Annotated in this window: 12 protein-coding genes; 1 reads left to right on the top strand and 11 read right to left on the bottom strand. The window is 66.6% G+C overall.

Features of this window, described 5'->3' with window-relative positions:
• Nucleotides 1-16: 16 nt before the first annotated feature.
• Nucleotides 17-1,564 carry a TerC family protein gene (locus HMPREF2914_RS02230; protein ID WP_070702797.1) on the bottom strand — a complete coding sequence of 516 codons (1,548 nt, stop codon included), beginning with the start codon at nucleotides 1,562-1,564 and terminating at the stop codon, nucleotides 17-19.
• 325 nt (nucleotides 1,565-1,889) lie between these two features.
• On the opposite strand from HMPREF2914_RS02230, the gene HMPREF2914_RS02225 reads away from it, so the two are divergent.
• Nucleotides 1,890-2,513 carry a class I SAM-dependent DNA methyltransferase gene (locus HMPREF2914_RS02225; RefSeq protein WP_023083049.1) on the top strand — a complete coding sequence of 208 codons (624 nt, stop codon included), beginning with the start codon at nucleotides 1,890-1,892 and terminating at the stop codon, nucleotides 2,511-2,513.
• Between the two features lie 5 nt (nucleotides 2,514-2,518).
• On the opposite strand, the gene HMPREF2914_RS02220 is transcribed toward HMPREF2914_RS02225, so the two are convergent.
• From HMPREF2914_RS02220 to HMPREF2914_RS02175, 10 genes are all read right to left on the bottom strand, one after another.
• Complete coding sequence (locus HMPREF2914_RS02220; RefSeq protein WP_003086874.1) at nucleotides 2,519-2,725, bottom strand: hypothetical protein; 207 nt, start codon at nucleotides 2,723-2,725, stop codon at nucleotides 2,519-2,521.
• Between the two features lie 194 nt (nucleotides 2,726-2,919).
• Complete coding sequence (locus HMPREF2914_RS02215) at nucleotides 2,920-4,032, bottom strand: alkene reductase (RefSeq protein ID WP_023092013.1); 1,113 nt, start codon at nucleotides 4,030-4,032, stop codon at nucleotides 2,920-2,922.
• Nucleotides 4,033-4,315: 283 nt separating this feature from the next.
• Nucleotides 4,316-5,641: a two-component response regulator AauR gene (locus HMPREF2914_RS02210; protein ID WP_015503238.1), complete on the bottom strand. Its 1,326-nt coding sequence runs from the start codon at nucleotides 5,639-5,641 to the stop codon at nucleotides 4,316-4,318.
• Nucleotides 5,638-7,539, bottom strand: a complete 1,902-nt coding sequence (locus tag HMPREF2914_RS02205) for a sensor histidine kinase (RefSeq protein ID WP_015503237.1) — start codon at nucleotides 7,537-7,539, stop codon at nucleotides 5,638-5,640. Before HMPREF2914_RS02205 ends, HMPREF2914_RS02210 begins: the two co-directional genes overlap by 4 nt.
• A 95-nt stretch (nucleotides 7,540-7,634) precedes the next feature.
• The gene (locus HMPREF2914_RS02200; protein ID WP_003109247.1) at nucleotides 7,635-8,723 is read right to left on the bottom strand and encodes an asparaginase; all 1,089 of its coding nucleotides are present in this window, start codon (nucleotides 8,721-8,723) and stop codon (nucleotides 7,635-7,637) included.
• Nucleotides 8,724-8,808: 85 nt separating this feature from the next.
• On the bottom strand, nucleotides 8,809-10,482 hold the full coding sequence (ggt, locus tag HMPREF2914_RS02195; protein WP_003086881.1) for a gamma-glutamyltransferase: 1,674 nt from the start codon (nucleotides 10,480-10,482) through the stop codon (nucleotides 8,809-8,811).
• A 77-nt stretch (nucleotides 10,483-10,559) separates the two neighbouring features.
• Complete coding sequence (locus HMPREF2914_RS02190) at nucleotides 10,560-11,294, bottom strand: amino acid ABC transporter ATP-binding protein (protein ID WP_003082761.1); 735 nt, start codon at nucleotides 11,292-11,294, stop codon at nucleotides 10,560-10,562.
• Nucleotides 11,291-11,959 carry an amino acid ABC transporter permease gene (locus HMPREF2914_RS02185; RefSeq protein WP_003082765.1) on the bottom strand — a complete coding sequence of 223 codons (669 nt, stop codon included), beginning with the start codon at nucleotides 11,957-11,959 and terminating at the stop codon, nucleotides 11,291-11,293. The genes HMPREF2914_RS02190 and HMPREF2914_RS02185 overlap by 4 nt, the downstream gene beginning before the upstream one ends.
• Nucleotides 11,956-12,702, bottom strand: coding sequence for an amino acid ABC transporter permease (locus HMPREF2914_RS02180; RefSeq protein ID WP_003082767.1), 747 nt, complete (start codon nucleotides 12,700-12,702; stop codon nucleotides 11,956-11,958). The genes HMPREF2914_RS02185 and HMPREF2914_RS02180 overlap by 4 nt, the downstream gene beginning before the upstream one ends.
• A gap of 202 nt (nucleotides 12,703-12,904) precedes the next feature.
• Nucleotides 12,905-13,813 carry a glutamate/aspartate ABC transporter substrate-binding protein gene (locus tag HMPREF2914_RS02175; RefSeq protein WP_003140367.1) on the bottom strand — a complete coding sequence of 303 codons (909 nt, stop codon included), beginning with the start codon at nucleotides 13,811-13,813 and terminating at the stop codon, nucleotides 12,905-12,907.
• Nucleotides 13,814-14,221: the final 408 nt, after the last annotated feature.

Here is a 14,221-nt window from a genome sequence, read left to right as displayed (position 1 = left end):
GCGGCCGCCGCTTCGCTCAGCCCCTGCGCAGCAGGACCCGGGTCACCCGGCGTTCTTCCACTTCCACCCCCCGCAGTTCCCAGTCCTGCCACTGCAGGCGGTCGCCGATCACCGGCAGGCGGTCGAGCAGGCTCATCACCAGCCCGGCGAGGGTCTGGTAGTCCTCCGTGGCGCGCGCGTCGAACCCCACGCGTCGACGCACCTGGCTGAGGTTCATGGCACCGCTGACCAGGTAGCCGTCGTTCTCCTCGACCACGTCCGGACCGTCGATCTCGCTGGCGTCGGGTAGCTCGCCGGCGATGGATTCGAGAATGTCGGTCAGGGTCAGCAGGCCGATGAATTCGCCGAACTCGTTGACCACGAAGGCCACGTGGGTCGAGGCCTCGCGCATCTGCTCCAGGGCGTTGAGGATCGAGCAGTCCTGCAACAGGTTGAGCGGCTGGCGGGCCAGGCTTTCCAGGTCCGGCTGGGCGCCGGCGAGCAGCTCCTTGAGCAGTTCCTTCTTGTGCACGTAGCCCAGCGGCTCCTCGACGCGCCCGTCGCGCACCAGCGGCAGGCGCGAGTAGGACGATTCGAGCAGCGCCGCGCGGATCGCCTCGCGGCCGCTGTCGAGGTCGATGCAGTCGACCTCGGCGCGTACCGTCATCAGGCTGCGGATGGGCTTCTCGGCCAATTGCAGCACGCCGCTGATCATCACCCGCTCGCGGCGGTCGAAGACCACCTGGTCGTCGCCTTCCTCGAACAGGTCGGCGACCTCCTCGCCGATCTCGTCGGCCTCCAGGCGCTGGCCGCCGAGCAGGCGCAGCACCGCATGGGCGGTACGCGCGCGCAGCGGGCGGTGGCCCTGCAGGCTCTTCTTGCGGCGCTTGCGGGCGACCTGGTTGAACACCTCGATGAGGATCGAGAAGCCGATGGCCGCGTACAGGTAGCCTTTCGGGATATGGAAGCCCAGGCCCTCGGCGGTCAGGCTGAAGCCGATCATCATCAGGAAGCCCAGGCACAGCATGATCACCGTCGGGTGACGATTGACGAAGCGGGTCAGCGGCTTGCTGGCGACGATCATCAGGCCGATGGAGACGATCACCGCGATCATCATCACTTCCAGGTGCTCGACCATGCCCACCGCGGTGATCACCGCGTCGAGCGAGAACACCGCGTCGAGCACCACGATCTGCGCGACGATCGGCCAGAACAGCGCGTAGGTCTTGTTGCCGGCGTGCTGGGCGACATGGCCTTCGAGGCGTTCGTGCAGCTCCATGGTGGCCTTGAACAGCAGGAACACGCCACCGAACAGCATGATCAGGTCGCGGCCGGAGAAGCTCTTGCCGAATACCTCGAACAGCGGCTCGGTGAGGGTCACCATCCACGAGATGCTCGCCAGCAGGCCCAGGCGCATCAGCAGCGCCAGCGACAGGCCGAGGACCCGGGCGCGGTCGCGCAGGTGCGGCGGCAGCTTGTCGGCGAGGATCGCGATGAACACCAGGTTGTCGATGCCGAGGACGATCTCCAGCACGATCAGGGTCGCCAGGCCGAGCCAGGCAGTCGGGTCAGCTATCCATTCCATGTGCGCTTACCTCCCGGTCCGGCTGGCCGTCGCGCTGGCGCGACGCTGCACGGCGCGGCTGCGGCAGCCGGCGGTGACGGCGGGGGACGAGGCGAGGGATTCGGCGTCGAGGGGCGGACGCAGGTGGCGAAGGCGAAGCGGGGAGGGTTGTCCGGAAGGACGACTGGGGGGCTCCGAAAGGGTGGTCATGATGGCCATTGAGAGTCAAAGGGAAGTCGATCCTACTGTGTCGCGGGCCCTCGCCACAGCGGGAAACTATTACAAAACCTTAGGCGAAACCCCTGCCGGCGCTAGACTGGGCGGAACCCCGCCACTGCGAGCAGACATGAGCACCGAGGATTTCGACGCGATCACCGCCACCACCCTGGCTGACTATCAGCGCAACGCCGAAGGCTTCCGCGAGGGCACCCGCGGCCACGACGTGAGCCAGAACGTCGAGGCGCTGCTGCGCCATATCGACGGGCCGCCGCCGTACCGGATCCTCGATTTCGGCTGCGGTCCCGGGCGCGACCTGTCCACCTTCCGCCGCCTCGGCCACCAGCCGGTCGGGCTCGAAGGCACGCCGCGCTTCGTCGAGATGGCCAGGGCCGACAGCGGTTGCGAGGTATGGCAACAGAATTTCCTGGCGCTGCGACTGCCGGCTGGGCACTTCGACGGCATCTTCGCCAACGCCAGCCTGTTCCATGTGCCCGGCAGCGCCTTGCCGCGGGTGCTCGGCGAACTCTTCGAAGCGCTGCGGCCGGGCGGCGTGCTGTTCAGCTCCAACCCGCGCGGCGACAACCGCGAGGGCTGGAATGGCCAACGCTACGGTGCCTACCACGATTACCCGGCCTGGAAACGCCTGCTGGAGGAAGCCGGTTTCGTCGAGCTGGAGCACTACTACCGGCCGCCGGGCCTGCCGCGCGAGCAGCAGCCCTGGCTGGCGAGCGTCTGGCGGCGCCCCGTCTGAAGGCGCTAGAGGGTCTGCCGGTGCGGCGTGCCGAGCACGCTGCGGTACTGGTCGAGGCGCTTCGGCGAGAGGTCGCTGCGTTCCAGGCTGTCGAGGGCGTAGGACTTGATTTCGGCGTCGCTGTAGGGGCGTTCGACGCTGCGCGGCGGGTTGGCGCAACCGGCCAGGACGACCAGGCTGGCGGCCAGGGAGACGATCAGGGACTTGCTCATGGCGGATTCCTCGAAATGTTCCTCGATGCTATCGGTGGTCCCCCCTGTCCAGGAAATCAGGCCTATTAATAATGAATATCTGGCGAATTGAGTCTAGGTCTCGCCAGCCGTGGGTTCTAGTCGACCAAAGGCGAGGTTGTGGCGGCATGTTTCGCCAACCGGCCGCGCGCTCGCGGTTCGGTCGGCTAGGGGTTTCAACCGGCCGCCTGCGGCAGGCTCGGGTAGTCGGTGTAGCCGGCGGCGCCGCCACCGAAGTAGGTCGAGCGGTCGCCGTCGGCCAGCGCCAGGTCGTGCTCCAGGCGGTAGGGCAGGTCAGGGTTGGCGATGAACGGCCGGCCGAAGCCGATCAGGTCGGCCCAGCCCCTGGCCAGGGCTTCCTCGGCGCGCGCCTTGGTGTACATGCCGGAGTAGATCAGGCTGCCACGGTAGACGATGCGCAACGCTTCCTTGAACGCCGCCGGCATGGCCGGGGCGTCTTCCCAGTCGGCCTCGGCGATGTGGATGTAGGCCACGCCGATCTCGTCCAGTAGCCGCGCCGCGGCCAGGTAGGTGGCTTGCGGGGTGTCGTCGACCGCGCCCTGCAGGGTGGTCAGCGGCGCCAGGCGCACGCCGATGCGCTCCCTGCCGACCACCGCGGTGACCGCCTCGGCGACTTCGCGGAGGAAGCGCAGGCGGTTCTCCAGCGAGCCGCCGTATTGGTCGTTGCGCGCATTGGCCTGGGAGTCGATGAACTGGTTGATCAGGTAGCCGTTGGCGCCGTGCAGCTCGACCCCGTCGAAGCCGGCGTCGAGGGCGTTGCGTGCGGCCTGGGCATAGTCGGCGACGATCTCCCGGATTTCCTCCACGGCCAGCGCACGCGGCGCCGAGTGCTGGACCATCTCGCCGCCGCCGGCCTGCGCTCCGCGGCCCTGGGGATCGACGAAGACCTTCACGCCTTCGGCCACCAGCGCCGAGGAGGACACCGGGGCGGCGTTGCCCGGTTGCAGCGAGGTGTGCGAGACCCTGCCGACGTGCCAGAGCTGGGCGAAGATGCGCCCGCCGGCGGCGTGCACCGCGTCGGTGACCTGGCGCCAGCCGGCGACCTGCTCGGCGCTGTGGATGCCCGGTGTCCAGGCGTAGCCCTGGCCCTGCCGGCTGATCTGGGTGCCTTCGGAAACGATCAGGCCGGCGCCGGCGCGCTGGCTGTAGTACTCGGCCATCAGCGCGGTGGCGACTTCACCACTGGCGGCTCGGGAACGGGTCATCGGCGGCATGACGATGCGATTGGGGAGGGTCAGGTGGCCAAAGGCATAGGGGCTGAACAGCATGATGGCGATCTCGCTCGTGAGGCCGGCCGTGGCGCGGCGCGCTGGAAGAAGGTGAGCGCATTATTGGCGGAACGATTCGTGCGAAAAACCGCTGCCAGGGAAAATGACACTTGAGTTCAATTCACGAATGCCCGGATAGCGCATTCCCCACACCGGCGGGTAGGGCGAATAACGCCCCTGGCGTTATCCGCCGAGCGGAATCGCAGGCGGGTGAGAAATGCCGGATGAAGCATCGCGTCCTGCGCCCCACGCCAGGCGGGCAGGGCGAAGAGGGCGCTCCGGCCTATTGCAGGCCGTACTTCTTCACCTTGTCGAACAGCGTGGTCTTGGCCATGCCCAGGTCCTGGCTGGCCTGGGTCAGGTTGCCGTGGTGGCGGGCCAGGGCGTCGCCGAGCAGGGCCTTCTCGAATGCCTCCACCGCTTCGGCGAAGCGCGGGCCGCCGGTCTGTACGGCCTGGCCGCCCTTGTTGAACACCGGCAGGCCGAGGGCGAAGCGTTCGGCGACGTTGCGCAGTTCGCGCACGTTGCCCGGCCAGTCGTGGGCCATCAGGCTGGCTACGGTGGCACGGTCGAGTTCCGGCGCGGGGCGGTCGAAGCGCAGCGAAGACTGCTGGAGGAAGTGTTCGAAGAGCAGCAGGATGTCCTCGCGGCGGTCGCGCAGCGCCGGCAGTTCCAGGCTCACCACGTTGAGCCGGTAGTAGAGGTCGCTGCGGAACTGGCCGTTCTTGCCCATGGCGGCGAGGTCTGCCTTGGTCGCCGCGATCACCCGGCAGTCCACCGGGATCGACTGGTTCGAGCCGAGGCGTTCCAGGGTGTGTTCCTGCAACACCCGCAGCAGCTTGATCTGCAGGTTGACCGGCATGCTCTCGATCTCGTCGAGGAACAGCGTGCCGCCGTTGGCATGCTCGATCTTGCCGATCCGCCGCTTGTTGGCGCCGGTGAAGGCGTGCGCCTCGTGGCCGAATATCTCGCTGTCGAACAGGTTCTCCGGCAGGCCGCCGCAGTTCAGCGCGACGAAGGCATGCTGGTGGCGCCGGCTGTAGTCGTGGAGGCAGCGCGCTACCAGCTCCTTGCCGGTGCCGGTCTCGCCGAGGATCAGCACGTTGGCCGAGGTGTCGCCGACGTTGGCGATCAGCTCGCGCAACGCCTGGATCGCCGGCGAGCGGCCGATGATCCGTTGCGCCAGGTCCTGGCGGCCGGCCAACTGGCGACGCAGCGCGCTGACCTCGCGGGCCAGCCCGCGCTGCTCCAGGGCGCGGCGGGCGACCTCGACCAGGCGTTCCGGAGAGAAGGGCTTCTCCATGAAGTCGTAGGCGCCGGCGTGCATGGCCTGTACCGCCATGGAGATGTCGCCGTGACCGGTGATCAGCACCACCGGCAGACTCGGGTCGAGGGCCTTGAGACGCTCCAGCAGGGTCAGGCCGTCGATGCCGGGCAGGCGGATGTCGCTGACGACGATGCCGGCGAAGTCGCGGTCGACCCGTTGCAGCGCCTCCTCGGCGCTGCCGACGCCGATGCAGGGGATGTCCTCCAGCTCCAGCGCCTGCTGGCAGCCGAGCAAGACATGCGGATCGTCTTCGACGATCAGGACGGAAAGCGGCTCGTTCATCGGGCGGGACTCGCAGTCGGGGAATCGGGAACCAGGGACAGGCTCAGCTCGAAGGCGGTTCCGCCGCTTTCGGGGTGCTGCACGCTGAGGCTGCCGCCGGCGGCGGTGGCCAGGCTGGCCGAGAGGGTCAGGCCGAGGCCCAGGCCATGTTCGCCGGGCTTGGTGGTGAAGAAGGGTTCGAACAGGTGGACGCGCGCCGCCGGCGGGATACCGGGGCCGTTGTCGCGCACGCGCAGGACGTAGCGCTCCTCCTCGCGCCGGCCTTCCAGCCAGAGCTGGCGGTCGGCCTGCCCGCTCATGGCGTCGAGGGCGTTGGCCAGCAGGTTGACCAGGATCTGCTCCAGGCGGGTCTGGTCGATGCCCAGGCGCACATCGTCGAAATGCCGGTGCAGGGTCGGCGGGTCCTGCTCCAGGCGCCCGTGCAGGATCAGCAGCGCCGCGTCCACCGCCTTGGCCAGGCTGGCCTGGCCGGCGTCGTCGCTGCGCCGGGCGAAGGCACGCAGGCTGGCGGTGATGCGGCCCATGCGGTCGACCAGTTCGTTGATGGTGGCGAGGTTGGTGCTGGCGGTCTCCAGTTTGCCGCGCTGGAGGAAGCGCACGGTGTTGCCGGACAGCGTACGCAGCGCCGCCAGCGGTTGGTTGAGTTCGTGGGCGATGCTGGTGGACATCTGCCCGATCACCGCCAGCTTGCCGGCCTGGACCAGTTCGTCCTGGGCCTTGCGCAGGGTGTCCTCGGCCTGCTGGCGCTCGTGGATCTCGGCGGTCAGGCGTGCGTTGCTGGCCTGCAGGTCGGCGGTACGTTCGGCGATCTTCACTTCCAGCTCGCCGTTGGCCCGTTGCAGCGCCTCGCGCGCGGCGAGGCGGGTGGCGAGTACCTTGCGCCGCTCGTTCCAGGCGATCAGCAGGAATGCCAGGAGGGCGAAACCGATGGCGGCCAGCATGCCGTTGCGTACCGCGTCGCGGCGCAGGTCTTCCAGCGGACTGAGCAGGGTCAGGTTCCACGGTGTGTCGTTCAGCGCGCGGGTCTGCGCCAGGTAGGTGACCGCTTCGCCGCGCGGATGCTGTTCATCGGCGGGGAAACTGAGCTTCTCCACTCCGGCGGCCAGCGGCTCGCGCAGCAGCGGCTGCCACTCGTTCAGCGCCCACCAGTAGTACTGCATGCTGCGCGCCAGGCGCTCCTTGTCGTCGGCGCTCAGGGAGCGCACCGCCTTCAGGCGCAGGGCAGGGTTGCTGGAGAGGATGATGATGCCGTTCTCGTCGCTGACGAAGGCTTCCAGGCGCGCCTTCTCCCAGCGCTCCTCGAGGGCGTCCATCTTCACCTTGACTACCGCCACGCCGATGATCCGGCCGCCGTGGACCAGGCCGTGGGCCAGGTAGTAGCCCGGCTCGCCGCGGGTGCTGCCGATGCCGTAGAAGCGGCCCGGCTTGCCCTTCATCGCGTCCTGCCAGTAGGCGCGGAACGACAGGTCCTCGCCGAGGTAGCTGTCCGGGTCGCTCCAGTTGCTGGTGGCCAGGACCCGACCGTTGGTGTCCAGCAGGTACACCGCGCGGCTGCCGGCGCGGCGATTGAGGCCTTCGAGGTAGGCGTTGACCTGGTTGCGCCGGTATGGCGTCGGGTCGGTGAGCAGGTGGCTGACGCTGCGCTCCAGCTCCAGCAGGCTGGGCAGGTAGGTGTACTTGCTGATCTCGCTCTCGACCGTCCGCGCATGCAGCTCCAGCTGGCGTTCGCCATTCTCGGCGAGGGCACGGATGCCGGCGCTCTCGCTGACCCGGTAGCCGCCGTAGCCGAAGCCGAGCATCAGCAGGAGCAGGGGAATGGGGAGCAGCAACTGGCGGACGAGGCGGGGCTTCACGGTCAGTGACGGAGGTACGCTGCAGGGCGGGTCGGGGGATTCCATCACAGTCGTCGCGGCTAGGCCAGCCCGCCGCCACGATGGGCGGCGGAGCGGGCGGTTTTCCGGCACGGCCGGCAGGCGGCGCCGGAAGGGTTCACTCAGTATTCCCAGAAGATCCGTTGCAGCTCCTTGCTGTCCTGGGTCTTGGTCATCGCGACCGCGGCCAGGATGCGCGCCTTCTGCGGGTTCAGGTCGTGGGCGACGATCCAGTCGTTCTTGTCGTCCGGCTGCTCGGCGTTGCGCAGGACGAAGCCGCCGGCATTGACGTGCGAGGAGCGGATGATCTGCACGCCCTGCTTGCGCAGTTCCTGCAGGGTCGGCACCACGCGCGCGGGCACCGAGCCGTTGCCGGTGCCGGCATGGATGATCGCCTTGGCGCCGGCCTGGGCCAGGGCCTTGTAGGCGGTGTCGCTGACGTTGCCGTAGCTGTAGGCGATTTCCACCGGAGCCAGCGCGGAGATCTGCTTGATGTCGAACTCGGAGTTCACCGTGTGCCGCTTCACCGGTGCGCGGAACCAGTAGCTCTTGCCTTCGACCACCATGCCCAGCGGGCCCCACGGGCTCTTGAACGCTTCGGTCTTGATGTTGACCATCTTGCTCGCGTCGCGGCCGGAGAGGATCTCGTCGTTCATGGTGATCAGCACGCCCTTGCCGCGCGCCGACTTGTCGCCGGCCACCGCCACGGCGTTGTACAGGTTGAGCATGCCGTCGGCGGACATCGCGGTGCCCGGGCGCATCGAGCCGACCACCACGATGGGCTTCTCGGTGTGCTCGACCAGGGTCAGGAAGTAGGCGGTCTCTTCCAGGGTGTCGGTACCGTGGGTGATCACGATGCCGTCGACGTCGTCGCTATCGGCCAGCTTGGCGACGGTCTTGCCCAGTTCCAGCAGGTTCTCGTTGGTGAAGCTTTCCGAGGCGATCTGGAACACCTGTTGGCCGCGGACGTTGGCGATGTCCTTGAGCTGCGGCACGCTGGCCAGCAACTGGTCGACCGGCACCTTGGCGGCGGTGTAGGTGGCGCTGTTGGCGGCGCTGGCGCCGGCGCCGGCGATGGTACCGCCGGTGGCCAGGATGACCACGTTGGACAGTTTCTGTTGCGGTGCGACTTCCTTGGCCTGGGCGGCCTGCGGCAGCAGGAGCATCAGGGCCATAACACCGGGGGCGAACGCGTGGAGCAATGGCTTCATGGCGATATCTCGTGTCGGTAGGTTGGTAGGGTTATCGTCGTTGCACGCAATCAGGCGCGGGCGGCGTCGGCCGCCCGCCGTCCTGTCAGGGTTTCACCACCAGGCCGACGCCGCGGCCACGGGGATCGGAGGCGGTCTCCAGGGCCTTGCCGTCGACGCGGATGGCCTGGATATCGCCCATGTTCCAGCCCTGGTCCTCCAGGGTGTAGCCCATCGCCTTCAGCTCCTCGGCGACCTTGCCGGCGAGCGGCGCGTAGGCGTCGTAGTAGATCGTGTCCTTGGGCAGCAACTGGTGGTGCACGCGCTGCGCGGCCACGGCCTTCTCCAGCGGCAGGTGGAAGTCGTAGATGTTGTTCAGCACCTGGAAGATCGAGGTGAAGATCCGCGAGCCGCCGGGCGTGCCGACCACCAGGCTGACCTTGCCGTCGCGGGTGACGATGCTCGGGCTCATCGAGGAGAGCATGCGCTTGCCCGGCTCGATGGCGTTGGCGTCGCTGCCGACCACGCCGAAGGCGTTGGCCACGCCCGGTTTGGCGCTGAAGTCGTCCATCTCGTCGTTGAGCAGGAAGCCGGCGCCCTTGACCACCACGCCGCTGCCGAAGTCCCAGTTGAGGGTGTAGGTGTTGCTCACCGCGTTGCCGTCGGCGTCGACGATGGAGAAGTGCGTGGTCTGGTGCGGTTCCAGGCCGGGACGGACCTTCTCGGTCGGCGAGATCGCCGTCGGGTTGACCTCGGCGGCACGCTGCTTCAGGTATGCCGGATCGGTCAGGCGCGCCACCGGGACCTTGGAGAAGTCCGGATCGCCGAGGTAGTCGGCGCGGTCGGCGAACACGCGTTTCTCGATCTCCGCCAGCAGGTGGATGTAGCGCGCGGAATTCAGCTCGACGCCCTTGAAGTCGGCGGCACGGTTTTCCTTGATGCCCAGCAACTGGGCCAGGGCGATCCCGCCGGAGCTTGGCAGCGGCGCGGTATAGAGCGTGTTGCCCTGCCAGTCGACGCGCATCGGTTCGCGCCACCTGACCTTGTAGTCGGCGAGGTCCTGGTGGGTGATCAGTCCCTTGTCCTGCTGCATCTGTGCCACCAGCAGGTCGGCGGTATGGCCTTTGTAGAACTCGTCCGGGCCCTTGTCGGCGATACGCTCCAGGGTCTTCGCCAGGTCCGGCTGGAGGAACGCCTCGCCGGCCTTCATGTGGCCGAAGTAGTCGCCGAAGTTGGTCTTGCCGTTGAACAGCGCGACGGCGTCCTGGCGGTACTGGAACTGCTTGTCGGCGACCTTGAAGCCCTTTTGCGCGTAGCCGATGGCCGGGGTCAGCAGCTCGCTCCAGGGCAGCTTGCCGAAACGCTTGTGGGCTTCCCAGAGGCCCATCACGGTGCCCGGCACGCCGGCGGCCTTGGCGCCGACCAGGCTGAGGTTCTCGATCACCTCGCCCTTGTCGTCCAGGTACATGGTCTTGCTCGCGGCCTTCGGCGCCACCTCGCGGTAGTCGAGGAAGTACGGCTTGCCGTCCATGTACAGGGTCATGAAGCCGCCGCCGCCGATGTTGCCGGCCTCGGGGTAGGTGACCGCCAGGGTGAAGGCGGTGGCCACCGCGGCGTCCACCGCGTTGCCGCCGGCCTTGAGGATCTGCGCGGCGACCTTGGCGCCGTACTCGTCGGGCGCGGCGACGGCGCCGCCGTCGAGCGTGGCGGCGAAGGCCGAGGAGGATGCGGCGGCAATGGCGACGCCGAGGGACAGGGTTCTGAAGAGCACAGGTTGCATGGGCTTTCCCTATTTATTGTTATCGCAGGCGAGGGTAGAGCAGGCCCCCGCCGGGCGGGCCGGCGAGGGCGGGTACATCAGTGCGGGAGGATCTTGGCGAGGAACTGCTGGGCGCGTTCGGAGCGGGCGCTGACGTCGCCGAAGAACTCCTCCTTCTCGCAGTCTTCCACGATCTGCCCGCGGTCCATGAAGATCACCCGGTTGGCGACCTTGCGCGCGAAGCCCATCTCGTGGGTCACGCACATCATGGTCATGCCTTCGTGGGCCAGCTGGACCATCACGTCGAGCACTTCGTTGACCATTTCCGGGTCGAGCGCCGAGGTCGGCTCGTCGAACAGCATCACCACCGGGTCCATCGCCAGCGCGCGGGCGATCGCCACGCGCTGCTGCTGGCCGCCGGAGAGCTGGCCGGGGTGCTTGTGCGCGTGCTCCTTGAGACCGACGCGCTCGAGCAGGGCCAGGCCCTTCTTGGTGGCTTCTTCCTTGCTGCGGCCGAGCACCTTGATCTGCGCGATGGTCAGGTTCTCGGTGATGCTCAGGTGGGGGAACAGCTCGAAATGCTGGAACACCATGCCGACCCGCGAGCGCAGCTTGGGCAGGTTGGTCTTCGGATCGGCGATGGAGGTGCCGTCGACGACGATGTCGCCCTTCTGGAAGGGTTCCAGTGCGTTGACGCACTTGATCAGGGTCGACTTGCCCGAGCCGGACGGCCCGCAGACCACCACCACTTCGCCTTTCGCAACCTCGGTGGAGCAGTCGGTCAGGACCTGGAAGTCGCCATACCACTTGCTGACATTCTTGATGGAAATCATACGGTTAACCTTTTCTGCAGACGTTTGACGGCGAACGAGGCGGTGAAGCTTACGACGAAGTAGACCAGGCCGGCGAAAATCAGGAACTCGTTGGCCTGGCCGATGATGTCGCCGCGCGAACGGGCCGAATTGAGGAAGTCCATCAGGCCGACGGTATAGACCAGCGAGGTGTCCTGGAACAGGATGATGCTCTGTTGCAGCAGCAGCGGGGTCATCTTGCGGAACGCCTGCGGCAGGATCACCAGGCGCATGGTCTGCCCGTAGGTCATGCCCAGTGCCTGGGCGGCGCCCATCTGGCCTTTCGGGATGGCCTGGATGCCGGCGCGGACGATCTCGCAATAGTAGGCCGCCTCGAACATCATGAAGGCCACCAGGCAGGAGGTGAACGCCCCCACCGGGGTGTCCTCGCCAGTGATCCAGCGCAGGATGAAGGGCACCGCGAAGTAGAACCAGGTGATCACCAGCAGCAGCGGGATCGAGCGGAAGTAGTTGACGTAGAAGCCGGCGATGTTCGACAGCAACTTGCTGTGTGACAGCCGCATCAGCGCCAGCACGGTACCCAGCGCGACGCCGCCGAGGACGCCGAGGACCATCAGCTTGAGGGTCATCAGCATGCCTTCCCAGAGGCTCGGCAGGGCGGGAACGATTCCACTGAAGTCCATCATTTACCTCCTACGGAGATCAGGCCCGGTACGGCGACCTTTCTCTCCACCAGGCGCATGATCAGCATCAGGCTCATGTTCAGCGTGAAGTAGATCAGCGTGGCCAGGGTGAAGGCCTCGAACAGGTTGGCGGAGAACTCGGCGGTCTGCTTGGTCTGCGCCAGCAGCTCCATCAGGCCGATCAGCGACGCCACCGAGGAGTTCTTGAAGATGTTGAGGAACTCCGAGGTCAGCGGCGGGATGATGATCCGGAAGGCCTGCGGCAGCAGCACGTGGCGGTAGATCTGCGGTAGGCGGAAGCCCATCGCGCGGGCCGCCGAGGTCTGCCCGTAGGGCAGCGCCTGGATGCCGGTGCGCACCTGCTCGCAGACCCGCGCGGCGGTGAACAGGCCGAGGCAGACGACCACGCTGAGGTAGGCCGAGGTAGTCGGGTTGAGGTCCTGCTTGAACCAGGTCTGCAGGCCCTCGGGCAGCAGGTCGGGTACCAGGAAGTACCAGATGAACAGCTGCACCAGCAGCGGCACGTTGCGGAAGATTTCCACGTAGGCGGTGGCGATCCCCGATACCAGGCGGTTCGGCACGGTGCGCATGACGCCGAGCAGCGAGCCCAGCGCCAGGGCGATGATCCAGCCGACCAGGGCGATGGCGATGGTCCAGCCCAGACCGGCGATGTACCAGTCGAGGTAGGTTTCGCTGCCGATCCCGGTGGACTTGAAGAACACGCCCCAGTCCCAGTTGTAATTCATGTTGGGGTTTCCCCTCGGTTCAATCGGTTGCAGACACTGGCGGGGAAGGCAGGCGCCGGCGCGGCCGTGCGGGCCGGCGGCGCTGCTCTTCCGGGGGAGACGGCTGGGGAGGGGCAGGCCCCTCCCGCGTCCCCGAGGCCCCGCCGCGAGGCGGGGGCGACGCGCGAAGCGCTGGCGCTCCGGGAGGAACGCCTGGCGCTCGTTACATCTGCTCGGCGGCCTTGTCGGTCGGGCTGGCGATCAGCTTCTTCAGCTCTTCGCTCATGGGGAAGTTGAGGTTCAGGCCCTTCGGCGGGATCGGCTGGGTGAACCACTTGTCGTAGATCTTGTTGACCTCGCCGGAGGCGTAGGTATCGGTGATGGCCTTGTCGACCACTTTCTTGAACGCCGCGTCGCCCTTGCGCACCATGCAGCCGTAGATCTCGAAGGACTGCGGGGTGCCACCGACGACCCAGTCGTCCGGCTTCTTGGCCTTGGCCATTTCGCCGTAGAGCAGCGCGTCGTCCATCATGAAGGCCACCGCGCGGCCGGATTCGAGCATCATGAAGGACTCGCCGTGGTCCTTGGCGGAGATGATGTTCATGCCCATCTTCTTGTCCGCGTTCATGGCCTTGAGCAGGCGCTCGGAGGTGGTGCCGGCGGTGGTCACCACGTTCTTGCCCTTGAGGTCGTCGAAGTCCTTGATGTTGGCGGTCTTCTTCGACAGCAGGCGGGTGCCGACCTCGAAGATGCCGACGGAGAAGTCGACCTGCTTCTGGCGCTCTTCGTTGTTGGTGGTAGAGCCGCACTCGATGTCCACGGTGCCGTTCTGCACCAGCGGGATGCGGGTCTGCGAGGTGACCAGGTTATAGCGGACCTTCAGGTCGGGGAGGTTGAGTTCCTTCTTCACCGCCTCGACCACTTTCAGTTGCAGGTCGTGGGAGTAGCCGATCGGCTTGCCCGGCTCGGTGCCGAGGTAGGAGAAGGGAATCGAAGCGTCACGGTGACCGAGGGTGATGGTGCCGGTGTCCTTGATCTTCTTCAGCGTGCCGGTGAGCTCGTCAGCGACGACCGGAGCGGACAACAGAGCGGCCACGATGGCGGTGCTCAGCAGACTGGGAGCGATACGCATGAATTTCTTCCTCGACTTGTTTTGATTTTTATTGAGCCGCGAGCGCCTGGCCTCTCCGGGACAGGGTGTTTCGCGGTTTTCCCCGGCGGGGGAAGCCACGAGAGTATCGTGCTTGCCGAACAGTGTAGTGGCAGGATGCATGCCAGCTTATGAAATCCGGCTTTTTTTAGACTAACTATTTGAAAGTAAAAGAAATTAAATTTGGATGAAAATGCCCCGAAATGGCCTTTCGTCCGCTCTTCCGAATATTTTCGGGGCATGGCGTTCGGTTTTCCGAACGTTTCGCCGAGGTCCGTTCTTGAGCCATTCCGGGTTTTTCTGACGGTTCGTTCAGAAATTGTTCAGGCTTCGTTCAGGCCCGATTCAGGCCGGGTTCAGCAGAATTCACGCTGCGAGGCGCAAGCCGTC

The organism is Pseudomonas sp. HMSC067G02 (assembly GCF_001813485.1).
GTDB classification, from domain to species: Bacteria; Pseudomonadota; Gammaproteobacteria; order Pseudomonadales; family Pseudomonadaceae; genus Pseudomonas; species Pseudomonas aeruginosa.
The sequence above is the reverse complement of the archived record's forward strand: the minus strand, read 5'-3'. Positions and strand labels throughout refer to the sequence as shown.